Consider the following 25,473-nt stretch of genomic DNA (forward strand, 5'->3'; position numbering starts at 1 on the left):
AAAAGGACGATTTTCGGCAAAATCGGGCGCGGGGCGGAGCTGGGTATCGGTCCAGGGTTGGGGGGAAGAAAATGTAAAATGGAGATTACATTATTATCCATTTTATGCGATAATAGAAGGATATTATTGAAATTGGCACAGAAGCGAGGAAGATACGATGAGCAGACTGGAATGGAGTAAGCTTTTAAACGGCAATCGCATGCGACCTTCTAAAACCTTATATGTCAAAAAGGAGTTCGATACGGAGCTGTATAGCGTTCAACTCTCTCATTACAAACGTGAATGTATCGACCTGCATCAGATTCGGGAAGAGTTGTCCGGTCTGATCCCTGAATAATCACGTCCTCAGCTTCCGCTTCAAGCTGATCCCACCCTTCCGGCGCTGCTTCCGGGAGGGTTTTTCGCATTAAAAAAAGGCCACCAGCAGCCTCTGGTTGACCTTCCCATACGCAAAACCGGCCCTGCTTGCCGGTGATTCTCTTATCCGTGCGCAAGCGCTACCCGTGCCGATATTGCTCCGGTGTGGCGCCGACCCATTTGGCGAACTGGCGGTAGAATTGGCTGGAGCTCGCAAAACCGAGATCGAAGCTGATCCGCGTCACCGACGCATCGCTCGATCGCAGCCGGCGCTTGGCCTCCTCCATGCGCAGGAACAGCACGTACTGATACGGCGACATGCCGAGACAAGCTTTGAAGGAGCGGATAAAATGATACCGGCTCCGGCACGCCAGTGCAGCCAGTGAGTCGATGTCCATTTGCCCCGTATAGTGGGCATGCATATACTCCAGCACCTGCGCCATCTGCGGGTCAGCGATGCGGCCGGCAGCCGGGGCGGCGGTCGCGGGTCCAGCCAGCTTGCGCCCACGCGGTACAGACGCTTCATGAAGCCGCTCCGGCGAGCTATGGCTGCCTTTAAGCTTCCTGTGCAAATAACCGAGGATTTGCGCTTCGGTCTCCTGCACAGCCAGTGTATCGGCATCGCTCAGCAGTAGCGCAGACGCCCACGTCCGGAACAACATACGGACCTCTGCCGCGTCAAACGACTGCCGCAGCGCCAGCTCCGTCTCGCCGGGCTGCCCGCCCGCCTCATCTGCACCCAGCGCTTCACGGCGGACCTGAAAAATAATCAGCCCGCCGTCCTCCGGCAGCTCCAGGCTGTGCTCCTCTTGCGGGTGCTGCGCGAGCGCTTCCCCTTGCCGAAGCCGGAACGCCGCACGCTCGTGGGAAAAACGACATTCCCCATACAACGGAACCGTAATCTGATACTGGTGCTCGTGGCGGTGCGGCGTATTCACAAACCCGTTCTCAATGCGCCACAGCTCTACCTGCGGCGTAATGACAGTCATTTTCATCAGCAATCACCTTGCTCCTATTATAGCAAAAATTGCCCGCCGTTTTCGGGCAACTTTCACGATGCGCGTTTGCACCGCAACCGATACAATGAGGTACAATGGAGAACATATCAGGTACCGGGAAGGGGATCAGCGTGGACACTATTTTGAAGCTATCGCAAATTTCGTGGAAAAGAGGCGAGCGCCAGCTGCTGCAAGGCATCGACTGGCATATTCGCCGGGGCGAGCATTGGGCGCTGCTCGGGCTGAACGGTTCGGGCAAAACAACGCTGCTGAACATCATCACAGGCTATATTTGGCCGACAACGGGACAGGTTAACGTGCTCGGAGAGACGTTCGGGGCGACCGACCTGCGCGAGCTGCGCCGCTCCATCGGCTGGGTCAGCTCGTCGCTGCAGGAAAAGCTGTACGGCAGCGACAAGGCGCAATACGTCGTACTCAGTGGCAAATACGCGACGATCGGGTTGTACGACCGTCCGGAGGAAGCCGATTATACGCGGGCCGAGGAGCTGATGCAGGCACTGGGGTGCATCCATCTGTGGGACCGCGAGTATCGGCTCTGCTCGCAGGGAGAAAAGCAAAAGCTGCTGATTGCCCGGGCCTTGATGGCCGACCCGCAGCTGCTGATTCTCGACGAGCCGTGCAACGGGCTTGACCTGTTCGCCCGCGAGCGGCTGCTGGCGAGCATTCAAGCCCTGTCGGAGAGCGAGCGGACGCCGACGCTGATTTTTGTCACGCATCATACGGAGGAGATCGTGCCGGCTTTTCGCCACACGCTGCTGCTGCGGCGGGGCGAGGTGTTCCGGCAGGGCGAGACGGCCGGCCTGCTGACAGAGGAGACGCTCAGCGAATTTTACGAGACGCCGGTGCGCGTCGTCAAGGACGAGCTGGAGCGGCTGCATCTGCATTTGCGCCGCGGCGTTTAGCCTGGCGCGGGAGCGTCGCCGGGCGGTCGAGCCTTGCAAACGGTCCGCACATATGCCAAAAACGCGGCTGCGCAGCCGCGTTTTGTGGTGTTTTTACATATAGGAACGATTAGCGGGGGCCCAAGGGCGGTATCTGTTACACTTTGGCCGGCACCCCCATCGCCAGCCACTCATCCTTGGTCGGACCGTACACGCCCGACGGCTGGAGACCGGCCTGCCGGATCAGCACTGTCAATTGCCCGCGGTGATGGACCTCGTGTTTGACGAACATATTGAGCGTGTAGCCTTTTTGCCAGATCAGGCCAAACATCGGCAACGACTCCAGCAGCCGCTGGTCGGGCCACTCCGAAATTTCCCGCAGCAGCTCACCCGACGCCTCTGCATAAGCCCGGCTGATCGCCGCAGCTTCGCCAGGCGCCTCCTGACCGAAATACCGCTCTCCTGCCTTCAGACCCAACTGCTGCAAAATCCCGCCCGTCGGCACCAAATGCCACGCCAGATGGCCCAGCGAACGATAGCCGGGCAGCACCTCGGTAGACAGCGACTCATCCGTCAGCTTGTCCAGCAGCTTCTGCGTAGCCGCCGCCTCATTGCGATAATCCTCGATAAAGCTTGCAATCGTTACATACATGGCTCATAACCTCCTGAATTTCAAAAACCTCAGAGCAGCGTTGCCTTCCGGTCTCCGCCGCTTTGGTGATGAATCCAGTATAAAACAGCTCTCCTGACAGCGTATTGTCAGTAGTGTGGCGAACGGAAGATCATTTTTTTGCTGGCGCGGCTCGGGCGATAGCGCAGCAGCCGCAAAATCCCCCCGTCTTAGGTCCAGCTTAGGTCCCGTCTCTGGTTCGTGTTGCATTCCAGACGGCTACGGTACACTGGTCACATGGCATTCGACACGACGAGGAGGATTTCACTTGCAATCATTATGGTATTCCATCTATATGGAGGCGGAAATGGCCGGCATGCTGCTGCTGTTCGTCTTCGCCTGGATCGCCGGGGCGAAAGCCTCGGGACTACTCTACCAGCCAACCGGCAAAGCTATGCACCGCAAGGCCGGCAAACAGCTATTCTGGGCGGTGCTGATGCTGCTTCCGGGCGCGGCAGCAGAAGTAGCCATCGGCGGCATGACCGTTTCACTGCATCCGCTGCTCTGGCAGGATCGGCTGTATATCCATGCGCCGCTGACGCTGATCCCGCTGCTTGCCGTGGCGGGCTTGTCCATCCCCAAGCTGCTGAAGCTGCGCAAAGCCGCGCCGGAAGCGGCCCCGGACGCCGAGCTGCGCAGGCTTGCTGCCGATCCGGGGATGATCGTGCCGTTTCAAGCCGCGGCGCTGGGCGCGCTGACATCGTTTTATTTTGCTCTGAATACCCCGATACCGCTGCAGTGGAATAAAAGCTGGCCGGTGCTGATCTGTCTCGCCGCGATCGTGCTGCTGTGGGTTCGCCACGACTTGCGGCAGGGCGCCGCGAGCAAGACGAATGCCATCGTGCGACGCCGTCCTTGGCTGACGCTGAGCGTGTACGCGATCATTGCCGCTGCGTTGGGTGCGGGCGCTTGGATCGCAGCGACTCAAGCGCAGGCACAAAGCAAGCTGCCGGCGGAGCTGAGCATGTCGGAGGGCGTGCCCGATTACGGCGGCGGCTCCATCGGAGCGGGAATGGCGGCGATGGCCGGCATGGAGGGCATGGAAGGCCACGACCACGCGCACATAGCCGACAGTGCCGACGCGACGCCGGTTACGGCGCTGACCGGGCCGCAGGAGGGAACGCCCGACCGGCGCTTCACGTTAACCGCGCAGAAGGCCTCCGTCAAGCTCAGCTCGGGCAAAACAGTCGAGGCCTGGACGTATAACGGCCAAATTCCCGGCCCTGAGCTGCGCGTCAAGCAAGGCGAGCTGGTCGAAGTTACGCTGACCAATCAGGACATCGAGGACGGCGTGACGGTGCATTGGCACGGATTGGATGTGCCCAACGCCGAGGACGGCGTTGCCGGCGTGACGCAGGACGCGGTATTGCCGGGACAGACGTATACGTATCGTTTTATCGCCAATCAAACCGGAACCTATTGGTACCACTCGCATCAAAACTCTCAACAAGCCGTGCAAAAAGGGCTGTTCGGTACGCTGATCGTCGAACCGCGCGAAACCGATCCGGCCGTCAAGGATATTACGGTCATCACCCATATGTGGAATGGCAGGCTGGCCTTCGGCACTTCCGATACGACCGAAGCGCTCAACATGATGCCCGGTACGCCGGTGCGCCTGCGCTTGATCAATACCGACGACTGGGTACGGCAGCGGTATTTGCTGACCGGAGCGCCGTTTCAGGTCACAGCGATCGACGGAACGGATGTCGCCGACCCGGCTTTGCTGGAAAATACCCGGCTGGAGCTGACGACCGGCGGCCGCTACGATATTGAATTTACGATGCCTGATCATCCCGTTCTGCTCAGCCTTGCAAACGGCGGCAAGCTGGGCCTGCTGATGAATCCGAACGGCACAGGCTCGCTGCCGGAGGTACCCAGCCAGTCGGCGGTGTTCGACCCGGCCCGCTATGGAGCCAAGACGCAGACGCCTTTTGACCGGAACAGTAAGTTCGATCGCGAGTTCACGATGGTACTCGACAACAAATTCGGCTTTTATAACGGCCAGTTCAATAACCTGTATACGATTAACGGCGAATTGTTCCCGAATACGCCCATGTTCATGGTGCGGGAGGGCGATCTGGTCAAAACGACGATCATCAACCGCAGCGCCGTCGATCACCCGATGCATCTGCACGGCCATCACATGCTCGTGCTTACCCGCAACGGTCAGCCGGTTAGCGGTACCTGGTGGTCGGACACGCTGGACGTGCAGCCGGGCGACACGTTTGAGGTTGCTTTTCGCGCCGACAATCCGGGTTTGTGGATGGACCATTGCCACAATTTGAGCCACGCAGCGGTGGGCATGTCGATGCATTTGATGTATGAAGGCGTCACGACGCCGTTTATGGTAGGGACGGAAACGGTCAATCACCCGGAATAATATAAACCAATTGGACGAAAAAAGCTCCGCGCCGCCTCTTCCGCAGGCTGCCGGAGCTTTGGTTTTGTTGCGCGGTGTAAGCCGCACGGCGAAAAGACAGAGACGCCGTTATCCCCAGCGTCTTCCGCTTGCGGCGGCGCGAAGCAGCGGACCGCGCGCGACTTCCCGGAGCGCGGGCCAGCCTTACGCGGCCGCGTCAGACCCGTGCGGCCGCGCTCTACACGCGAGCGGCGCAGCGCGGTCGGTCTGTAACGCCGCGCCCCGCCAAGGCAGCTTTACGCCTCGCGCCACCACGCGGCATTCGGGTAATCGTGACCGTCCAGACGCACGATTTCGCCGATCCGCGGCGTGCAAATCGCTACGCCTCGCTCGACGGCAGCGCGCACCGCCCGCTCGACCGGATCGGTCCAGCTGTGAAGCGCCAGGGAGAACGCGCCCCAATGAATCGGGATGAGCAGCTTGCCCCGCACATCGATATGGGCCTGGACGGTTTCCTCCGGCATCATGTGAATCGGCGCCCATCGTTCGTCGTACTGGCCGCATTCCATCAGCGTCAGATCAAACGGCCCATACCGCTCGCCGATCTCGGCGAAATGCGGGCCGTAGCCGCTGTCGCCGCTGAAAAACACCCGCGTCTGCCCATCGTCGATCACCCACGAGCACCACAGGTTGGCGTCGCGGTCGTTCAGGCTGCGGCCGGAGAAATGCCGGGCGGGCGTGCAAGCCAGCGCCAGCCCCTCCCATTCGAGCTCCTCGCCCCACTGGTGCTCGCTGATTCGCGCGGGCTCGACGCCCCAGCGCACCAAATGCGCGCCGACGCCAAGCGGCACGATAAAGCGCCCGACCTTATCCTTAATCCTGCGAATCGTGCCGTAATCCAGGTGGTCGTAATGGTCGTGCGAGAACAGCACGGCGTCGATGGGCGGCAGCTCGCCCGCGCTGATCGGCAGCCGCTCGCCGTACCGTCCGCCGCCAAAGGCGGGAAACGGCGACGGCGTCTTGCCCAGCATCGGGTCGAGCAGCAGCGTCTTGCCGCCGATCTGCAGTAGCAGCGCGGAATGCCCGAACCAGACCACGCGCGCCGCATCGCCCGGCTGCGCTGCTAGCTGCGCAGCCGTCAGCGTTTGCACAGCAAATGGCTTGGCCGGTTTGGTCCGCTTGCGGCTTTTGAACATCTCCGCCATGATACGGATGGAATCCTTGAATCCCATCGATACCTGAGAAGGCAGCGTGTTGACAAATCGGCCGCCCCGGCTTCCCGCGGCTTCAAACTGCGGCGAGCGGCGCTTGGCCGCCAGCCGCGCCTCTGTCCGTCTGCCGTCGCCAAACGGCGGATACAAACGCAAAAACAAATAAAACCCGACAATCAACGCCGCTATCGTATCGGCAATCGCAAGCCACACCGAAATTCCTCCGTTCGCCGGGCAGCCGCCTCATGCAGCGGCTCCCGTGTGATGATATCCCTCTCATCATACGCTTGCCGGTTACGGGATTCAAATTTCGCACGCCAGCCGGACCACGCGGGCTGCCCTCACATCATCGGCTGCCTGGCTCCAGCTGCCTGATTCCATCCAGTCCGCAGATTACGCGCAACCTCTGAAGCGCGGCTCCGACCGCCAGCAGCTTCAAGCTTCCCGGCGCAAGCCCGCTTCCCGCCAGAGGCCCGGCTCCTCCGTCCCGGCCGCTACCTGCAGCGCGCCCATGCCGCGAATCAGCTGCGCGTGATGTACGGCTTCGGGCTGCAAATACGCGAGCATCGCTTCCAGCGCCTGCCGCGGATCAACCGTCTCGCCGCAGGTGTAGCAATCGAGCGCGGCGAAGCCTTTTTCCGGGTACGTATGAATTGATAAATGGCTTTCCGACAGCAGAACCAATACCGTCACGCCCTGCGGCTCAAACTGCTTGCCCTGCACCGACAGAATCGTCGCCCCGCTTCCCTCGGCAGCCTGCACCATCCGGCGGGTCAGCTCGTTCACTTCGTTCAGCCGGTCGAACTCAATGCCCCACGCATCCAACGCCACATGGCGTCCATATGTCGAATATTCCATGAACCTTCAGCTCTCCTTGATCAAAATGTGGCGCGATTGCTGCTCGTATAGCTGCGGCCTGCGGTTGTACAACGGAGCCACCGCACCATACATCCGGTTAAACCGCAAGGCGGTGTAATCGATGTCCGCTTCGACCAGCATGTCCCGCTGCGGCTCGCCTGCAGCCAGCACGCCCGCTTCGTTGAACGGCGCGTCGCACGGCGCGAATATGGCTGCTTGACAGTAGCCGCGATCGACCTGCGGACGCTCCTGCGGCAGTTGGCCGGTCATGCCGCTCAGCGCCACGAACAGCTGATTCTCCACCGCCCGCGCCTGACAGCAGTAGCGAACCCGATGGTAGCCGAAGGCGCTGTCCGTATAAGACGGGCACAGTAGCAGCTCGGCCCCGCGCAGCGCCGCTGCACGCGCCAGCTCGGGAAACTCCATATCATAGCAGGTGAGAATCGAAAGCGGGCCCCAAGCGGTTGCAAACACATGCAGCTCCTCTCCAGCGGTCAGCGGCCAGCGCGTCGCTTCCTCCGGCGTCAAATGCAGCTTGCTCTGGCGATCGACGCGGCCGTCCGGGCTGAACAGAAACGCTTCGTTGACGAACCCTCCGGACGAACCTCGGCAAATGTGCGTTCCTCCCAGAATGCCCAGTCCGGTCTCACGGCTGATCTGGCGGAAAAAAGCCACATACTGCTCCGTCAGCCCGTCCAGATAGCGGCACGCTTCCTCGTGCGTCATGACCGGCTGCAGGCTCAGCAGATGAGCGGTCATGTATTCCGGCAGCAGCAGCAGCTGCACCCCGCGCTCTGCCGCGTAGCGGATGCGGCTGCGCAGTCCCGCCCAAAAATCCGCTTCGCTGCGCAGCCGGCCGAGCCCGTACTGGGCGGCGGCAATAGTTATTGGCTTCATCTCGATGGCTCCCCCGGTTTCCGCATAGCCCGCCCCTGATCAGGAGCGGATTTGCAGCGAATAAATGTCTGTCCGCCGATCACGGAACGACAGCACGTCCTGCGTTTTGCGATAGCGGTTCAAGGTCTCCATGTCGACCTCGACCATGATCACTGTCTCTGTATTTTCACTGCATTCTCCCGCAACCCCGTCGCGCGAAAACGAAAAATCGGCCGGCGTATACACGCCCGACTGCGCATATTGAATGTCCACGTTATCAACATGTGTCAGGTTGCCGACCGTGCCCGAGGTGACTACGAACAGCTGGTTTTCAATCGCGCGGGCTTGCGCGCAATATTTGACGCGAAGGTACGTCTGCCGGTCCTCGGCGCAAAACGGCACGAACACCATCTGCGCCCCCTCCTCGGCCACAATTCGCGAAATTTCCGGATATTCGATATCGCTGCTGAGCTGAATCGAAATTTTACCGCAATCCGTATCGAAAACCTCCAGCCGCGAGCCGCCGTTAATCCCCCACCATTTGCGTTCGTTCGGCGAAATGTGCAGCTTGTATTGCCGGGCAATCGTGCCGTCGCGGCGGAACAAGTGGGCCACGTTGTAGATCCGGTTATTTTGCTCGATGAAATGCGAGCCCCCGATGATATTGACGTTGTATTTGACCGCCAGATCGGAGAACAGCTCCACGTACTGGGGCGTGAACGTCGTCAGCTTGCGGACGGCCAGGCTCGGCGAGCGCTCCTCCAAGAAGCTGAGCAGCTGGGTGGTTACATTTTCCGGGAATACGGCAAAATCGGATTTGTAATCCGAGGCCACATCGACGTAATGCTCGCATTGCGTGGCGAATTCGTCGAAGGAGTCAATTTTTTTCATCATGTACTGGATGACGCAAATGCGCACGGGAAAGCTGAGCTTGTAGTGGATTTTGCTGAATTTGGGCTTGTATTCGATGTTGTTCCACTCCAGCAGGGCGGCGTAGTTCATGGAGTCCTCGTCGTCGGGCAAATAGTTCGTGATGATCCGCTTGAGCGTGAACCCGTTCATCATCTGGAACGTCAGCACCGGGTCGTAGATGTTTTGCTGCAGCACTTCCTCGGCGTATTCGCGCGGGGACATGCGGTCGTTGTATTTATGATAGCCGGGAATGCGGCCCCCGACGATAATGCTGCGCAGGTTGAGCTGCTCGGCCAGCCGTTTGCGGGCTTCGTAGAGCCTGCGGCCGATTTTCATGCGTCGAAAGTCCGGGTGAACCATGACCTCCATCCCGTACAAGCTTTCGCCGCGCGGATTGTGGTTGCGGATGTAGCCTTGATCGGTAATTTCGGAATACGTGTGCTGTTCCAGATAATCGTCAAAATTGACGATCAGGCTGGAGCAGGAGCCAATGATCTGCCCGTCGAGCTCGACGCAAATTTGCCCCTCCGGAAAAATGCGGATGTGGCTTTCCAGCTGACCGAGCGTCCACGGCTTCATATTGGGAAAGCATACATGCTGCAGCTGGATGATTTGCCCGAAATCCTTCCGCTCGATGGTGCGGATGAGCACCTTTTTCTCGAATTGCGTTATGGAATCTGCTGTCATAATCACGCCTCTTTTTGCCCGTTTATATCCATCATACCGTCGGAAGCGCAGCGCCATATTAAGCTGTTGTAAATCGTGTGTAAAATTTGCGGGGGCTGCGGGCACGGCGTCAATCTGAGGGCATGAGACCGGATGGCGGCACGACGAAAATCTGGGGGGCCTGCGGGGGAATGCGATTACGGCGACAATCTGCTGAGCCTGCGAGGGAATGCGATTACGGCGACAATCTGCTGGGCCTGCGAGGGAATGCGATTACGGCGACAATCTGCTGAGCCTGCGAGGGAATGCAGTCATGACAAAAAAGCGTCCCTCGGCGGGACGCCTGTGCGTCAGGGTTGATCTGACGGCTGTAGGCCGGCAAAGCTGCTGCGCGTCGCAGGTAAAGACGAAGGCAAGGCGTGCAGCTACGAGCCCAATTACATATGCTGGAAGACCGTTATTCCTGCATGGCCCGGATCATGGCCTCCAGCTTGAGCATCGTTTTCCAGTTGCGGGCCGTCGCCGGAAGCGGGATTTTGGCCACATGCGCTCCCAGCTTGGAATCCAAGGTTCTCTGGCGGTACAGCTGGTACACCTCACGCCCGACAATCGTATATTCGTCAACGGCGCTTTCCCATGCGGGCAGCCGCTCCAGCTGCGCCTGCGACGGCAGCTCGCTCAGCATCGACACATGAATGCTTTCTCCCTCTTTCAGCGCCTCAAACGCATACGGGCAATGGGCCATAATGGCCGCAAACTCCTCGGCCGTGCGTACCATCACGGAAATCTTCAGGCCAAAATCAGCCTGAATCCGTTCGCGAATCTGTTCCTCCAGCTCCTGCGGGCCGGCAGCCGCTTCAAAAACGATGTTCCCGCTCTGAATATACGTCTGCACGCGCTGCAGTCCCATTGCCTCCAGCGCCTTTCTCAGCTCGGCCATCTTGATAATGTTATGACCGCTTACATTAATGCCGCGCAGCAGCGCCACATGAATCGTCATCAGGCTCCCGCCTCTCATTTAGAAGTGTGGTGAACAACCAGTGTCCGCCGGTCGATAGCGGCTTGCACTCGCTACTGTAGCCGGATTTTTCGATGGAATGACCTTTTTGGGGTGAAAATCTGTCTACAAAGGCGACCGCTGACGCTGTTCCAACTCCCTATCGACTCTCCGGCCACTTTTTCACCACACTTTTAGGAATATAGTTTTATTATAGGCTTTTACCGGCCAAAAAGCGAACGTGCTTTCGGCATCCGCCGCACGCAGACCGTGCGGGGCGATCAGCAGACGGCAGGCTGCCACCACTGGCAGCGGGACGGGCGGACAGACGAGCGCCCTCTGCAGACCGTCCGATGGCTGTCAACCGACTGTCCGCAGCAGCGGAACGATTGGCCTCCCTGCTTGGGCGCTGATAGGGCCGCGGCCGCTCTGTTTACAGGCCATTTTGGGCGAGGCCGCTTTACCTCGCAGGAGCAGGAGGCGGCTGCAAATGAGTCAGCTTCTCGGGATTCAGCACCCAGTACAGCCGCTCCAGCTTGTCGCCTTCCGCCGCAAAACGGAAGGCCAAAGCCGCCTTGACTTCGCCATTCAAGGCGAAGACAAGGCCCAGCGCGCCGTTCAGCTGCACCGGCGCGGAGGTCCACTGCCGCGGCGACACGAACGCCCGCGGCGAGGTTAGCAGCGCCGTCACCCGGTCGGCGCCGAGAATTGGACGGATGGCCGAGCGCACGCGATCGCCGCCATCCGTCACCAGCCGTGCGTCCTCCGTCAGCACGGCCAGCATGGCCGCCGCGTCGCAGCTGCGAAACGCGGCGATGAAGCGGCCGACCACCGCAGCGCGGTCGGCCGCAAGGCCCGCACGCGCTCCCGCGCCGCCGCCCGCTTCGCTGCGCACCGCACGCGCTCCCGCGCCGCCGCCCGCCTCGCTGCGCATCGCACGCGCTCCCGCGCCGCCGCCCGCCTCGCTGCGCATCGCACGCGCTCCCGCGCCGCCGTCCGCCTCGCTGCGCATCGCACGCGCTCCCGCGCCGCCGTCCGCCTCGCTGCGCATCGCACGCGCTCCCGCTCCGCCGTCCGCCTCGCTGCGCATCGCACGCGCTCCCGCTCCGCCGCCGTCGTCGCCGTGCCCTACGCGCGCGCTGCCGCCACTCACAGCGGCGCGACGAGCCTCAGCGCTGTCGGCGCTGTCCGCCTCCTGCAGACGCTGCTTCGCGCGGCTGCAGATCTTGCGGCAGTTCGCCTCGCTTTTGTCCAGCATCGCGCCAATCTCGTCGTAGCCGTAGCCAAAAGCCTCGCGCAGCACAAACACCGCCCGCTCCGCCGGAGCCAGCCGCTCCAGCAGCACCATGTACGCGTAACCGAGCGTATCTTTCCGCACCAGCTCCTCGCCGGGGTCGAGCTCCGCGGACATCCACGGCTCCGGCAGCCACTCGCCCGTGTACAGCTCACGCTGCCGCCGCGCCGAACGCAACGCATTCAAACAGCGATTCGTCACCCATTTGGCCAGATATCCCTTCCAATGACGCACATGCGCGCCGTCCCAGCCGGCCAGCTCCGTGAACAAATCGTGTACCGCATCCTCTGCATCCGACACCGTTCCAAGCATCCGATAGGCAATCGCAAACGCATATGCCCGATACTCCTCATACAACCGCTCGACCTCGACCGCCGAAGGTCCACATCCGCTTTGCCCCTGCACCGTCTACGCCCCCTTCCCGTTTCCGGATTCCCAGTCATTTGTAACGTCATCCAGGTAATCGCAGCCTGATGTCCGCAAGCCGCTTCCCGATACGCGCCATCGCTCAGCCAGCTCATTGCGCAACCCGCTCCGATTCCGTCGATTGCACGACTATCCGGCTTGCCCGACACGATGCGGCCGATTGCCAACCGCCACACATCCTCCACGACAGCACGCCCCACGGCAAAAAGGAGCCCACAGGCCCCCTTCACCAGCTTTCTTGATTATACCTCACACGATCGCAGTCCGTCCGCTACGGCCCTGCCGCATCTTCCCCGCCAACCGGCATTACGAGTAGCAGCCCGGAAACATGCCCGTCGAAATCGATACCCGATTCCACGCATTGATCACATTAATCGCCAGAATCCAGTCCACATACTCGCCTTCCGTACAAAACTCCATTGCAGCATCGTACACGCGTTGCGGCACGCCAACCTCGGACACCCGCGTTACATGCTCCGCCAGCTCCAGAATGGCTCGCTCCTTCTCCGTGAAATGGGGCGCATCATGCCAAGCGCTGACCAGCAGCACCTTATCCAACGACTCACCCAGCTTCAACAGATCCCTGGAATGCGAATCCACGCAAAACGCGCAGCCGTTCACCTGCGACACCCGCAGCTTCACATATTCATACAGCACCTTGTCGACACTGCTATTGCGGGCAGCCTGGTCAAAAGCCAGCATGGCCTGCAACGCTGTCGGGCTGGCTTGCCGATAATTTAATCTCATTTCCATACGTCTTCCGCCTCCTCTTGTACGTTACGTACCGAAGACAAATAAGCCCTTTCTTTTGTGACACTTCTGCCCAAAAAAATGTTCCGCCAGCCGGTGCAGGCGCATCACCGCAAGCGCCGTCGTCTGCCAGCCGCACCGCGCACAATTCCCCGATCCCGGTGCGGAAGGCCGTAAGGCTGTCAGACCCGTGCCGGTGGCGCTTGAAAGCTCACCTCATAAGCAGCGGCGTCCGGCTCGGCAAAACGCAGCAGCCGCAGCCCTTCCTCCGCCAACGCGGCGCGGACCGGCTCCGCAAGCCCGGCAAAGGGCTCCACGCTCAGCACCGCCCGGCCCCGCTCGCTCAGGATTTTCCAAATTCCGGCCACAAACCCGTCAACCAGAATCGTCGGACGAATGATCCCGTTCACTGTAAACACGCGCCGGCGAACGGCTTCATCGACGATCCGGCCACGGTCCGCATGGGACAGCAGGATGTTATCGAATTCACCGAGAAAACGCGGCGCAACTGGCGTATCCGCATCGGGACGCGGCGCTTCGGGCAAATCAAACAACGCATGGCCCGACTCGTCGCGAAATACGGCCAGCTCCGATCGCATTCCATCCACGATCTTCTGGATGCCGGTCATACCCGACCACATCTGCATATCCTTCACCGATGCCGGGCCAAACGCCGCCAGATAGCGGCGCAGCAGCGGACCCGCTTCCGGCTCGCGGCACAGCGGTTGGCCGAGCCATGCCTCAATCGGCGTATGCGCCGCTTGGCCGCCTTCGCCCCAGATGCCTCTTGGCGGCACCTGAACCAGCGGCACCCGATTGCGAACGGCTGCAGCAATCGCGTCTGCCGCCAGCTCCGGCCATCGCTCGCCCAGACGCTGGGCAGCCTCGCCCAAGGTCATCGGCTCCGCCGTCAGCAGCTCCCGGCCGGCTGCCGCCAGCTGTTCCAGATCTGCGCCTTGCAGCTGCTTGCCGTAAACGCCCTTCAAGCTGCGGACCATGACGGGCTCCAGCCACGGGCGAAGCAGCAGCGCATCGGACGCAGAAGACAGATGCAAGGTAGCCCGCATCAGCGCCATGCGCACGACCTGCTTGTCGCGAATCAGCTCGGACAGCTGCTCCTGCCGGAAGCCCTCCACTCGCGCCCAAAGAGCGTAATAAGGCGCGTTCGTTGCTTGCGCCTGCAAGCCCGCAAGCCGCTCGACCACCTCGATAACCGGCAGCCGGACCCGCTCCAGCAGCAGCTGTCTGGCCAGCAAAGCGCGGTTTAACGCCCGAACGTCAAGCAGGGGAGACCCTTCCGAGCCTCCCGGCATGCCCGTTGCCCTCGTGATTGCCATCGTCATTCCGCCTTTCCGTCAAGGGATCCAGCCCGCTATCGGGCATCCCGATGAATACCATCTTGACGAAGATGCAGCGGAAAGGCAAGTGAGGAAGATTTTTGGCCTGATCCGAAGACTTTTCCCTTATTTGGAGGGAGCGCACAGCGGCACTCGCTCATATTTGCGCACAAAATGAAACAGCCGTATCAGGACTACCGCAGAAACCGGATAGGTCAGAATCGAATAGCTCAAGCTCCAGCCCGTATAGGTAAACACCCCCGTCAAATCGCACACCCCTTCAAACCCTACCGATAGAACCGTCCAGACAGCAAGGTACACAAACAGCGATGGACCCCGCACCTGCCACTTATCGTACAAATACAGAAACAGGAACGAACAGCTCGGATATAACACGAGGTGAATCACGCCCGTAGAAGGCTCATACGTGATATTGTCGCCGCAGTAGTACAGCTCGAACGGCGTTGCCGCCAGAAAGTAATCAATACTTTCTACATAAGCAACTGTAAACAGCCATATGGCAATCGTCACGATACGGGAAAACGATCGGTGCACCAGCCAAAATAATCCAAACGCAACCAGCGAGGAGCCGATCATCACGCATTCATTCAGGTCCAGATGATAATTCATGCGTCCCTCCGCCATTGCCGCAGCAGCTGTGCACGGAAAAAGCGCCTGAACCCGACCAGGGCCACGGTGAAAAAGCACCAATACAGCACCGAATACCACACCGGCCAATTCATATGTACAAAAATACCCGCCTGGCCCTCCAAGCGTTCAGCTGCAGTCAACAGCATGACTGCGGCAGCCGTGCAGGCCAATCTTGCGACAGGCGTCGCCATTGCCGCATACAGGCTGAGGAATAGCAGCCCGAGCAGCGGGTACAGCACAAGACGGTTCAACACATGCGCCAGCTCCAGCTCAATCCGGCTGGAAATGAACACTCGCGCCAGATTCATCGTCAGAAGCGCCGAATAATTTTGAAACATAATCGTACCTGCAAATCCATACACCACCGTTTCCAGAGGATGCAGCCAACCGCTCCGCCATTTGACATACACGACTACCAACGCTGCGTTCAGCAGCACATATAGATAAACCACCATCGGCCACTCGTCCTCCGACCTGCCGGATGGATTGGGCAAGCTTCCGGCGCGTCCTCCCTTATTATGGTCGGCGCCGCGCGCATTATGCCTGATTAGCCCGCAGCCAGCCGAGCATTTTGTCGCACCATTCCACATACATCCGCTCAAAACCGACTCCCATTTCAATAACCGCCACTGTCGAAAAAAACGGATCGTCGCTGGCCAGCGGCCCTTGCGCGCGAAAACCGGCAACCCGCTCTGCATACGCGCGGCTCCGCCCATCGTGCTCGCTCCGCTTGTTCTCCAGAATCGGAATCAGCGTCTTACGGTCGATCAGCCACGAGTTGTACATCTTCATCAGAAACTCGTCCCATTGGCCCGGCTCGCTGGGCTCGATCACCCAAGCCTTCAGGCTTGCCAGTCCTTGATCGGTGATGGCGTAGATTTTTTTGGCCGGCCGGTAGGATTCACGTTCATGGGCCTGCAGCTTGACAAGTCCCTCCGCTTCGAGCTTGGAAAGCACCGGATATAGCTGATTGTTGTTGATTTTATAAAAAGGATTGATTCGTCCGGCCATTTGCTGCTTGATATCGTAGCCGCTCAACGGCTCGCGGGCCAGCAGGCTGAGCAATACATAGGGTATGGAACTCATATGCGCACCTCTTTTTGAAAATAAGTTAAATTTAACATAAGTTATTATTGACATAATAACCCGGTTGTTATAAGTTAATATTAACCTATTGAGATTTACATCACAATACACAAACCAAGGGAGAGATTGATGATGCAACTGATTTTTAACGACCAAACCTTTTCTTTCGAGCTGCTGCGTACCTTGAGCTATGCGCCCTACGGCGGCGCCGATATCGGCGAATGTCTGCTGACGGCGTACCGCATCGAAGAAGGCAGCTTCGAGAGCTGGCATGCGGAGTGGAACGCAACGGCGGCGCGCGTCCACAAGCTGGCCGACGAAGCGCTGGCAGCCGGGCAACGCGTCAGTGCGCGCGAGGCGTACTTACGGGCCTCGAACTATTACCGCACCGCGGAGTTTTTCCTGCATGGCGACGCGCGCGATCCGCGGATCATCGCTACGTGGGAACATAGCCGCAGCACCTTCCGACAAGCGGCAGCGCTGCTCGACACCCCGGTCGAGACGGTCCGTTTTCCTTACGAGGGCACACATCTGACCGGCTACTTCTACAAGGTTGACAATTCCGGCCTGCCACGTCCGACCTTGATCGTACACGGCGGCTACGACTCCACCGGCGAGGAGCTATATCTGGAGGTAGCGGCAGCGGCGCTCCAGCGAGGCTACAACTGCCTGACCTTCGAAGGGCCGGGCCAAGGCGAGGCCATCCGCCTGCAGCAGCTGCCGTTTCGTCACGACTGGGAGCATGTCGTCACGCCGGTTGTCGATTACGCGCTGACTCGCGCCGAAATCGACCCGCAGCGGCTGGCGCTCATGGGCATCAGCTTCGGCGGCTATCTGGCGCCCCGCGCTGCGGCGTTCGAGCATCGACTGGCGGCCTGCATCGCCAATGACGGGCTGCACACGTTCCGCTTCAGCGAGCTGGGCCGTCCCTTCCTGCCGCCCGGCGGCGGCCGGGACGACTACGAAGCCGTCATCTCCCGAGTGATGCAGCAGCATACCGGCGTCCGCTGGGCCGTCGAGAACGGCATGTTCACCTTTCAGGCCGCGGATATTTTGGAGCTTGTCGACAAGACCGAGCCGTGCACGCTAGAAGGCGTCGCCGAACGGATCATCTGCCCGACGCTCGTGTGCGAAGCTGCCGAGGATCACTTTTTTGCCGGCCAGCCGGAGCGTTTGTACGAAGCGTTGACGTGTCCGAAAACGTACATGGCCTTCACGGCCGAGGACGGCGCGGAGGAGCATTGCCATTTCGGCGCGCTGCTGCTGTTCAATCACCGCGTATTCGAGTGGCTGGATCGCACGCTGCAGGTGCATTCGGCGACGACAGCCGGGATGACGGCGCACTGAATCGGCGGCGTTCGCGACTTGGCGGCGGCTAAACAGCGGCAACGCGACCGCAAGCCAGCGGCGTCACCGGGTGGCGCGGGCGTCGCCAGGGACGGCTCGCTGGGTGGAGCCTGGCCGTGTCCGACGGCTCTGCGGCTGCATCGGGCCCGACTGGGTTTTTTTGACAATAGTCATTGGGGAAACGCGGAATTTTTTATATAATCGGGGTACAAGGTTTCAAAAGCTGTTCACCCAGCGCACGCAAAAGCAGGAGGACGGCTTCTGCACGTGCTACAATACGAATCAAGGAGGAGATGCGGATGGAATGGCTGCTGCGGATGAAGGACGCGATCGACCTGATCGAAAGCAGCATGGAGGAGCGCCTCGACATCGAACGAATCGCCCAAGTTGCCTATTCGTCGCCGTTTCACTTTCAGCGCATGTTCCACATGCTGACCGGGATGACGGTCGCGGACTACACGCGCAAGCGCAAGCTGACGCTGGCCGCACAGGAGCTGGCGATGACATCGGCGAAGGTGATCGACGTAGCGCTGAAATACGGCTATGACTCGCCGGAGTCGTTCGCCAAGGCGTTCCGCAAGGTACACGGCATAACGCCATCGGAAGCGCGACGGGCAGGCGTGGCTTTGAAGGCGTTCCCCCGCATCTCTTTTCAGCTATCCGTGAAGGGAGACAAGAATATGGATTATCGAATTGTAGACAAAGAGGCATTTCCTGTAGTCGGCAGAGGACTTACCGTGACGTGTCAGGACGGGGACAATTTGCGGCGGATTCCCTTGTTCTGGCAGGAGTGTGGCAGCGACGGCACCGTGGCGAAGCTCGGAGCGCTCAGCGCAAACGGCCTGCTGCTCGGGCTATGCCTCGACATGCAGCCGGGACGGGACGATTTTACGTACATGATTGCAGCCGAGCCTGGCCAAGACTCCCCTGTGGACGGCTATGAAACGCGACAGGTGCCGGCTTCGACGTGGGCCGTATTCACGGCCCGGGGCGCGTTGCCCCATTCCATTCAGGACTTGATGCCCCGCATCTTCCAGGAATGGTTTCCCGCGACGGGCTACGAGCATTCGGGCGCGCCGGAAATGGAAGTGTATCCGCAAGGCGATACGACAGCCGAGGACTACGAATGTGAGATCTGGATTCCGGTTGTGAAAAAATAACGCCGACGAGAGAACATGCTCCCGGCAGGAGCAGGAAAAGGCCGAAAGAGCCCGGATGGGCGTCTTCGGCCTTTTTTTGAATTCGTCGAGCGGGCACAAGCCGCATAACACCCTCGCGAACCCGTTAGCGGGTACGCTGTGCGGCGCCAGGGGCTGTGCGCAGCGTCCGTCCTCTGGCGGCTACCTGAACGCAGTCGCAGTCGTCCGGCGACTATCGGGCGCAATGCGCCTTCGTGAAGGCGCTTACTTTTGCAAAAATCTGCGAATCCCCGTAACGACCAGCTGATGATCCTCTTCACCCGGCAGACCGGATACGGTGATGGTACCGATGCGGCCTTCACCGCGCACCAGCAGCGGGAACGAACCGCCTTCGCCTTGATAGTCCGACTCGGGCAGGCCGGAGCTCAGCTTGAACGTCGTTCCTTGCGCTTTGAACGATTCGCCGACATACAGGGAGCTGTGTCCGAAATGCTTCACAACGTTTTTTTTCGCCTGAATCCAGTAGGTATTGCCCTCCGAGGAGCCTTCCATGTAGTGCGTAAACAGCGGATGGCGGTCGTTTTCAATGTGAATCGCCACGCCCTTGCCCACTTCGTCCAGCGCGATTTGGCGGATCAACGTGCCGAGGCGCAGAGCGTCTTCATTCGAAAAGGCATCAAACTGCAGCTCCTCTTCGTGACCTAATAACGTTTTCATAAACTCGTTCATGGAATCCCTCTTTTCTGAGAGTTGGTTACATGGCTATCTTACTATAAAATGAAAAATAGACAACCCTGCATGCTAAAGTTAACCCGCTCGGCCAAGAGCGGCAGGCAGCGATCAGCCGTCCCCGGTTGAGCTGCATATTTCGATATTCGGGAGGTTGTACCGTGTCCCCTTTATTTCCTGAACCGCGCCCCAATCTTGAAGCGCTAAGCGATTTGTGTACGCCCTGGTGTCTGCACGTCGTCGGTACGCTGCGGGTGGCCGAGCGCCTTGACGCCGGCGTGTGCGACATCGGGCCTCTCGCGGAGGCTACCGGCTCGAATGCCGTTGCCCTGCACACCGTCATGGATCACCTCGCCGCCAAAGGCGTCTTCGACGTGATCGCTCCGGGCCGCTTTGCGCTGAACGACGTCTCGCGCGGTCTGCTCGATCCACAGCGCCGGCCCGACCTGAACGGCATCGGCGGCCGCTTCGCCTACGCCTGGGGCACCTTGCCCACTTACGTGCGGACCGGAGCCCCCGGCTACAGCGAGCTGTTCGGCTTGCCGTTCTGGGAAGACCTGGCCGCCCATCCCGAGCTGGGCGCGGAATTCGATGCCCTGATGGGTCCGGCCGGGCATGGAACCCCCAACCCCGACCTGTCGCTGGTCGGGGGCTGGGACGCGGTGCGCGCCGTCGTCGACGTCGGGGGCGGCACCGGCTCCTTGCTGATCGAGCTGCTGCGCGCGCATCCCCGGATGCGCGGCGTCCTCGTCGATCTGCCGCATACGGCGGCCCGGGCCGCTGAGCCCGTGTTGGCCGCCGGCCTGACCGCCCGCCTCACCGTCGTCGGTCAAAGCTTCTTCGAACCGCTGCCGGCCGGCGCGGATCTGTATCTGCTGCACAAGGTGCTGGGCAATTGGCCCGACGCGGAAACCGTCGCCATTTTGCACCGTTGTGCAGAAGCGGCCCGGCCCGGCGGCCGTGTGCTGGTCATCGGCGGCGTTTGCCCCGATGACGCGCCGCGCCGGCTCGACCTCGAGAAGGTGCTGCTTGGCGGCACGACCAGCACCCTCTCGGAGTTCCGCCGCTTGGCGGCAGCGGCCGGGCTTGTGGTGGCTGCAGCCGGGGTGCAGCCCTCCGGGCGGTATGCCGTCGAGTGCCATCCAGCCTGATCGCTTGGGCGGGGCCAGCACGTCCCTCAGGGAGACGAGCCGGCCCCGCCTGGTTTATTTCACCAAGCTGGCCCGCAGCGTACCGATACCGAACTCCACGTAAGCTTTCAGACAGGTCAGCATGTAGACCCAGCCCTCCTTGTTGTCCGCCAGCTCCAGAGCAAAGCCTTCGGCCTGCTCGTCAAAGCCCGCCTCGCAAACCTCGATCACCGTCCGTTCTTCATCCAACGCCGTCAGCGTAACCGTCACCACATGCCCGCTGCCGTCAACGCCCCACTGGAAAACCAGCCGCCGATCCGCTTCCAGCTCCAGCACGCGAATCCCCACCTCTGCACCGTACTCTTCGTACCGCCAAGTAACTACGCCTCCCGCCGTCAGGCGTTCCGTGCCCGAGAACCAGTATTGGGCCATCTGGGCCGGATCGACGAGCGCCTCGAATACCGCAACGGCTGGTCGGTGTACAAGCATTTTGGTGATGTTGTCCATAAAGAAATGACCTCCATTCAGTTGGATGATGTTTGCTTGCTTCCCTAGCCAAATCGTTCTATACACCTTTGCAGGCTAGGTGAATATCCTGTATATGTGTATTTTACCATTTTCGATAAGGCGGTGTATTCATTTGTTTTATGCAGCTTATGCCCTTCCTCCCTTTTATAGCGCGGCCCGTACCGGCTATGTGCCGTATAGCCGCGGCGAGGACGGCGTGCTGAAGCTCATCGAGAAGTCGATTCAGGGCGAACGCAATGACGAGCTTTTCTACGATACCTTGATTCGGATGGCTCCCAATGAGCAGGAAAAAGAAATCATCGCGCGCATTCGCGACGATGAGCGGAAGCATCGCCGCATGTTTCGTTCCATATATACGCAGCTGACCGGCCGGCCGGCGCCGGAGCAGCCGGATATGCCCGAGGCGCTGCCGACGCAATATACGGAGGGCATCGCCAAAGCGCTGCTTGGAGAGTTGGCGGCATTCGAAAAATACCGCATGATCTACCTGACGATCGATCCGCGATTCCGCGATTGGATGTTCGAAATCATGACCGACGAAATCAAGCACGCCGGGTATTACAATTACTTATACACAACGAATAAATGATGTGCCCGGCGTGAGCCGCCAGCGACCGCTTTAGCGCATAACGGCGGACGGCAAGGCTCGATGAGCCAGACCCGGGGGCGCGACCCGCTTTTTTTACGAATGAAAAGTAAGGAAAAAAGCCGCCTCGACCGACTCTTGCCGGCTGAGGCAGCTTCTTTTGTGGGTGCAGCGAATTACCAGTTATTTCCTGTTCCCGAAACGGTAAAGCTTGTGGACTTGTTCAGGAATTTGCCCGAAGGCGCTCCGTTCACGGTGTTGTTGTTGAAGACGGAGGTTCCTGTTGCCGATTCGCGTACATAGACGCCATACGTTCCGGCATTAATGATGCTGTTGGACGTATAGTTCACGGTAATGTTCGGAGCCGGTTCTTCGATAAAGATGCCTTCGAAGGTGCTGTCTTGCATCGTGTTGTTCGATACGTTGACGGTCAAGTTTTGCGCCTTGCCGTTATTGTTGAGCCAGTAAGTCCAAATGGCGCCGATTTCATAGCCGTAGTCGCGGTGAGGGGAGCCGGTTCTCAGCAGCATGTTGTTTTGAATCGTCAGCGTTCCGGTCATCGACGGCGGGGTGAAGTTCGTGCCGAAGGAAATGCCGCCGCCCGTTCTGACAGTATCCGAAATCAGATTGTACAGCACTTTGTTGTTTTGGCCGCCGTAAACCGCGATGCCGTTCGCCAGCGTTGGAATCTGAACGGTGTTGTAGCTGAACGTGTTGTTTGTATCGAGATAGACGTCCGACCACATCGCCATGCCGTCGTCGCCGCTGTTGCGGAACGAGTTGTTCGTTACGGTCGAATTCGACGTACCGCGGTGCAGGTTGAGGCCGTCAGCCCAAACGTTGCGGACACGGGAGTTGGAAATGGTCACGTTATTCGTTTGGTTCGTGATCCAGAAACCGACTTTGCCATGCTCGATCCACAGGTTGGTCAGCGTCGAGTTGGTTCCGACGCCTTCAACGCCTGTAACGCCGTTGTAGTCATCGCGGATAATATCGTTGGCGCTGATTTTGAAATCGGACAAGGTGACATTGCCTGCGTTCATGTAAATGCCTGCATAGTTGCCGGACAGGGTGGAATACCAGATGCCCGCGCCTTTGATCGAGACGCCGCTTGGCAGGTAGATGCGTGTGCCTGTTGCATCGTAAGCTGCGCCGCGGTTGCCGTTGTTCAGGTTAAACGTGCCGGCCGGAATCCAGATGCCTTGGTACGTGCCGCCGGAATTTTTCACCGCGTTGATGGCATTGTTGATCGCTACCGTATCGTCGTTGCCGTCATTGGCTACGGCGCCGTAGCTTGTGATCGATACATAGCCGGACGGCATGGAGAGCGCTGCCGGAATTGGCTCGGCTTCAACAAGGTCGACCGTAACGTTGGCTGTGGAGCTGAAATTCAGGTTGTTCGAGTTGCGCTGCAGCTTGATGACCGTTCCAGCCGGATACTGCTGACCCAGATTGACGGAAACCTCGTCATACATATGAGCCGGCGTCGTCGAGTTGGCGTTCGGGTTGTTGGACCAGCGGATTTGGCCGCCTTCTGTGCCCCACTCGCCGTAGTTCCAGCTGTATTTCGAAGTCAAGCCGACATCTTTGATCAGCGTGCCGCCTGCATAGAGGCTGATCGCCGAATCGATGCCTGTGCCGGAAGCGTTGTCAGGGATCGAGTAACGGATCGTCAAGCCTTGCGCTGCTTTGGCCAGTGTAAATTGAACGTATTGGCCTGCGGAAGTCAGCTTGACCGCTTTGCGGCCGGAAGCCTCGGAAGCGAGATTGCCCAGTGCTCGGGAAGGTCCGATCAAAGCGCCGGTGTACGTCATGTCTTCCGCTTCATAGGTGTCGTAAGGCATGGTAGCGCCGTAGGTGCCTGGAGGCGGCGTTGGCGTTGGTACTGGCGTTGGTGTCGCGATGATGATCGCCAGATTGATTTTGTCGAGATTGACGTTGCCGGTGTCGGTGGTGTCATATTTGTACATGATCGTGTTGCTGCCTGCATTCAGCGCTACTGTTTCGTCCTTCGTGGACCAGGTATCCCAGCTGGACGTTAACGGAAGCGAGGTCTGGCCTTGCTTCGTACCGTTGACATAGAGGCTCAGCGTTTGTGCTACGCCAGAGCCGTTGGCATAACGCAGCGATGCGTTGTAGTTGCCTGCTGTCGCGACATTGACGGTAAATTTGACGGAAGCGTTTCCTTTATTGGAATCGATGAATCCGCCTACAAAGCCTGTACCGCTGTAGCCCGTGTGATCGGTTGCTACTGCTGCACCGCCTGCCAGAGTGGCTGTTTCAGCTTCGTAAGTGCCTGCCGGTGTGTTGGTTGGTACTGGCGTTGGTGTCGGTGTAGCCGTTGGTGTCGGTGTTGGTGTGGCTGTTGGCGTCGGTGTTGGCGTTGGTGTCGGCGTCGGTGTAGCCGTTGGCGTAGGCGTTGCTGTCGGCGTACCGCCTGTGCCGTACACTTCCAGTTCAGCTACTTGTCCGCCCGTCGATCCCGAGTTCGCCGTGAAATTCACCCGAACATAACGGGCCGATGCTGCGCTAAAAGAAATCGTCACCGTATTGCTGGAAGCCGGGTTGAACGCATAGGATGCGGAACCGGCCAGCGTGCTGTACGTCGAGTTATTCGTGCTGCCCTGAACGGAAAGCGTCTGATTCCGGGAACCCCAGCCAGCCGGCAGCTTGAGTATGACAGTGCCTACCGTTTGCGTGCTGCCCAGATCGACGGTCAGCGTGTTCGGATAGGAATTGGCAGCGCCTTCATAATAGCTGCCCGTATTGCCGTCAACGGCATTTCCAGCCGGGAAGCCCGCATAGGTATTGTTGGCTGTAATCGATTTGTTCAGCGCCAGATTCGCGCCCAAATCCTTGTCGACGACAATGTTGTCCAGATTCACGTTGCCGGAATCGCTTGTATCGAACTTGTAAGCAATCGTGTTCGAACCAGCGTTCAGCGAAAGGGATTCGGTTTCCGTTCCCCAGCTGTCCCAATTGGCCGTTGCGTTCAGCGTGATTTGCTTGAGCTTCGTGCCGTTTACATAAAGACTCAGCGTTTTGGCAGAACCCGTGCCGTTGGCGTATCTCAAAACCGTTGTGTAGCTGCCTGCAGAGGAAGCGCTTACAGAAAAAGCAGTTGCTGCATTCCCTTTATTGCTGTCTGTGAAACCGCCTACAAAACCTGTTCCTGTGTAACCGCTGTGATCGGTGGCTACCGAAGCGCCGCCCGAACGCGTTGCCGATTCGGCTTCATAGGTTTGTGCGGCTGCCGATACCGACGCCAGCGGAATTTGCACGGCCAGTAACGACAGTGCCATTACATAAGTCAAAAGCTTGCTGACCCGAACTTTCTTTTTCATTTTATAACCTCCGTCGCTTTAAAATCTGATGCCTGCTTTCGCTTGCTCCTGAAGCTTGTGAATACCTGCACTCCTTTCGGCGGGGTGAACTCGGGGCGGAACGATCCGCTCCAATATCTCAATTGTAGAAATTTCCCTATGGACGAACCACTACGCTTATGACCTTTAATGCAACAATTGTGACCAAGAGCCCTCTCCAACCGCGTATTTTGCCGTCGGCCCAGACTGGATCAGGATCGGCTTCATGACACGTCTATTTCTTCCAAAAACCTCCATGAGCAGCGCACGCTCCCCCGCTGCCTGCAGCGACGCGCGCAAAA

General features: G+C 59.4%; 23 protein-coding genes. 7 read left to right on the plus strand and 16 right to left on the minus strand.

The window, feature by feature from the left end; all coding sequences use genetic code 11:
• Positions 1-157 precede the first annotated feature (157 nt).
• On the plus strand, positions 158-337 hold the full coding sequence (locus tag B5M42_RS15030) for a hypothetical protein (protein ID WP_134749963.1): 180 nt from the start codon (positions 158-160) through the stop codon (positions 335-337).
• 160 nt (positions 338-497) lie between these two features.
• Here B5M42_RS15030 and B5M42_RS15035 read toward each other — a convergent pair whose 3' ends face one another.
• Positions 498-1,352: an AraC family transcriptional regulator gene (locus B5M42_RS15035; protein WP_134750059.1), complete on the minus strand. Its 855-nt coding sequence runs from the start codon at positions 1,350-1,352 to the stop codon at positions 498-500.
• Positions 1,353-1,486: 134 nt separating this feature from the next.
• Here B5M42_RS15035 and B5M42_RS15040 point away from each other — a divergent pair, with 134 nt between their 5' ends.
• Complete coding sequence (locus B5M42_RS15040) at positions 1,487-2,278, plus strand: ABC transporter ATP-binding protein (RefSeq protein ID WP_134749965.1); 792 nt, start codon at positions 1,487-1,489, stop codon at positions 2,276-2,278.
• 136 nt (positions 2,279-2,414) lie between these two features.
• Here the strand turns inward: B5M42_RS15040 and B5M42_RS15045 are convergent, their stop codons facing one another.
• Positions 2,415-2,909, minus strand: a complete 495-nt coding sequence (locus tag B5M42_RS15045; RefSeq protein ID WP_134749967.1) for a DinB family protein — start codon at positions 2,907-2,909, stop codon at positions 2,415-2,417.
• A gap of 286 nt (positions 2,910-3,195) precedes the next feature.
• Here B5M42_RS15045 and B5M42_RS15050 point away from each other — a divergent pair, with 286 nt between their 5' ends.
• Positions 3,196-5,307 (plus strand): multicopper oxidase family protein, encoded by a 2,112-nt coding sequence (locus tag B5M42_RS15050; protein WP_230632923.1) that lies wholly within the window; start codon positions 3,196-3,198, stop codon positions 5,305-5,307.
• Positions 5,308-5,582: 275 nt separating this feature from the next.
• On the opposite strand, the gene B5M42_RS15055 is transcribed toward B5M42_RS15050, so the two are convergent.
• From B5M42_RS15055 to B5M42_RS15105, 11 genes are all read right to left on the minus strand, one after another.
• Positions 5,583-6,710: an MBL fold metallo-hydrolase gene (locus B5M42_RS15055; RefSeq protein WP_329959321.1), complete on the minus strand. Its 1,128-nt coding sequence runs from the start codon at positions 6,708-6,710 to the stop codon at positions 5,583-5,585.
• A gap of 222 nt (positions 6,711-6,932) precedes the next feature.
• Positions 6,933-7,355 carry an adenosylmethionine decarboxylase gene (speD, locus tag B5M42_RS15060; RefSeq protein ID WP_134749971.1) on the minus strand — a complete coding sequence of 141 codons (423 nt, stop codon included), beginning with the start codon at positions 7,353-7,355 and terminating at the stop codon, positions 6,933-6,935.
• Between the two features lie 6 nt (positions 7,356-7,361).
• A complete protein-coding gene (locus tag B5M42_RS15065; protein WP_134749973.1) occupies positions 7,362-8,252 on the minus strand; it encodes a nitrilase-related carbon-nitrogen hydrolase in 891 nt (296 codons plus the stop codon).
• A gap of 39 nt (positions 8,253-8,291) precedes the next feature.
• On the minus strand, positions 8,292-9,830 hold the full coding sequence (locus B5M42_RS15070; RefSeq protein ID WP_134749975.1) for a bifunctional GNAT family N-acetyltransferase/carbon-nitrogen hydrolase family protein: 1,539 nt from the start codon (positions 9,828-9,830) through the stop codon (positions 8,292-8,294).
• Positions 9,831-10,266: 436 nt separating this feature from the next.
• Entirely contained in the window at positions 10,267-10,809 is a 543-nt protein-coding gene (locus B5M42_RS15075) for a DUF1697 domain-containing protein (RefSeq protein ID WP_134749978.1), read from the minus strand.
• A 457-nt stretch (positions 10,810-11,266) separates the two neighbouring features.
• Positions 11,267-12,505, minus strand: a complete 1,239-nt coding sequence (locus B5M42_RS15080) for a sigma-70 family RNA polymerase sigma factor (protein WP_134749980.1) — start codon at positions 12,503-12,505, stop codon at positions 11,267-11,269.
• 327 nt (positions 12,506-12,832) lie between these two features.
• Positions 12,833-13,279, minus strand: a complete 447-nt coding sequence (locus B5M42_RS15085; RefSeq protein WP_134749982.1) for a carboxymuconolactone decarboxylase family protein — start codon at positions 13,277-13,279, stop codon at positions 12,833-12,835.
• A 179-nt stretch (positions 13,280-13,458) separates the two neighbouring features.
• A complete protein-coding gene (locus tag B5M42_RS15090; RefSeq protein WP_230632924.1) occupies positions 13,459-14,613 on the minus strand; it encodes a winged helix DNA-binding domain-containing protein in 1,155 nt (384 codons plus the stop codon).
• Between the two features lie 126 nt (positions 14,614-14,739).
• Positions 14,740-15,243 (minus strand): hypothetical protein, encoded by a 504-nt coding sequence (locus tag B5M42_RS15095; protein ID WP_134749984.1) that lies wholly within the window; start codon positions 15,241-15,243, stop codon positions 14,740-14,742.
• Positions 15,240-15,719: a hypothetical protein gene (locus tag B5M42_RS15100; protein ID WP_134749986.1), complete on the minus strand. Its 480-nt coding sequence runs from the start codon at positions 15,717-15,719 to the stop codon at positions 15,240-15,242. Before B5M42_RS15100 ends, B5M42_RS15095 begins: the two co-directional genes overlap by 4 nt.
• Positions 15,720-15,801: 82 nt before the next feature.
• Positions 15,802-16,350 (minus strand): PadR family transcriptional regulator, encoded by a 549-nt coding sequence (locus tag B5M42_RS15105; RefSeq protein ID WP_134749988.1) that lies wholly within the window; start codon positions 16,348-16,350, stop codon positions 15,802-15,804.
• Positions 16,351-16,479: 129 nt separating this feature from the next.
• Between B5M42_RS15105 and B5M42_RS15110 the strand changes: the two genes are divergently transcribed.
• Together B5M42_RS15110 and B5M42_RS15115 are read left to right on the plus strand one after the other, a co-directional pair.
• Positions 16,480-17,697, plus strand: coding sequence for an alpha/beta hydrolase family protein (locus B5M42_RS15110; RefSeq protein ID WP_230632925.1), 1,218 nt, complete (start codon positions 16,480-16,482; stop codon positions 17,695-17,697).
• 299 nt (positions 17,698-17,996) lie between these two features.
• Positions 17,997-18,857, plus strand: a complete 861-nt coding sequence (locus B5M42_RS15115) for an AraC family transcriptional regulator (protein WP_209280654.1) — start codon at positions 17,997-17,999, stop codon at positions 18,855-18,857.
• Positions 18,858-19,100: 243 nt separating this feature from the next.
• Here the strand turns inward: B5M42_RS15115 and B5M42_RS15120 are convergent, their stop codons facing one another.
• Positions 19,101-19,565 (minus strand): heme-degrading domain-containing protein, encoded by a 465-nt coding sequence (locus tag B5M42_RS15120; RefSeq protein WP_134749993.1) that lies wholly within the window; start codon positions 19,563-19,565, stop codon positions 19,101-19,103.
• A gap of 161 nt (positions 19,566-19,726) precedes the next feature.
• Between B5M42_RS15120 and B5M42_RS15125 the strand changes: the two genes are divergently transcribed.
• The gene (locus B5M42_RS15125) at positions 19,727-20,716 is read left to right on the plus strand and encodes a methyltransferase (protein WP_134749995.1); all 990 of its coding nucleotides are present in this window, start codon (positions 19,727-19,729) and stop codon (positions 20,714-20,716) included.
• A gap of 54 nt (positions 20,717-20,770) precedes the next feature.
• Here B5M42_RS15125 and B5M42_RS15130 read toward each other — a convergent pair whose 3' ends face one another.
• Entirely contained in the window at positions 20,771-21,202 is a 432-nt protein-coding gene (locus B5M42_RS15130) for an SRPBCC domain-containing protein (RefSeq protein ID WP_134749997.1), read from the minus strand.
• A 133-nt stretch (positions 21,203-21,335) separates the two neighbouring features.
• Here B5M42_RS15130 and B5M42_RS15135 point away from each other — a divergent pair, with 133 nt between their 5' ends.
• Positions 21,336-21,812: a ferritin-like domain-containing protein gene (locus B5M42_RS15135; RefSeq protein WP_230632926.1), complete on the plus strand. Its 477-nt coding sequence runs from the start codon at positions 21,336-21,338 to the stop codon at positions 21,810-21,812.
• Positions 21,813-21,985: 173 nt separating this feature from the next.
• Here the strand turns inward: B5M42_RS15135 and B5M42_RS15140 are convergent, their stop codons facing one another.
• Positions 21,986-25,153 (minus strand): CBM35 domain-containing protein, encoded by a 3,168-nt coding sequence (locus B5M42_RS15140; RefSeq protein WP_134750001.1) that lies wholly within the window; start codon positions 25,151-25,153, stop codon positions 21,986-21,988.
• Positions 25,154-25,473: the final 320 nt, after the last annotated feature.

Origin of the sequence: Paenibacillus athensensis (genome assembly GCF_004514475.2) — a bacterium.
In the GTDB taxonomy this organism is placed as follows: domain Bacteria; phylum Bacillota; class Bacilli; order Paenibacillales; family NBRC-103111; genus Paenibacillus_AL; species Paenibacillus_AL athensensis.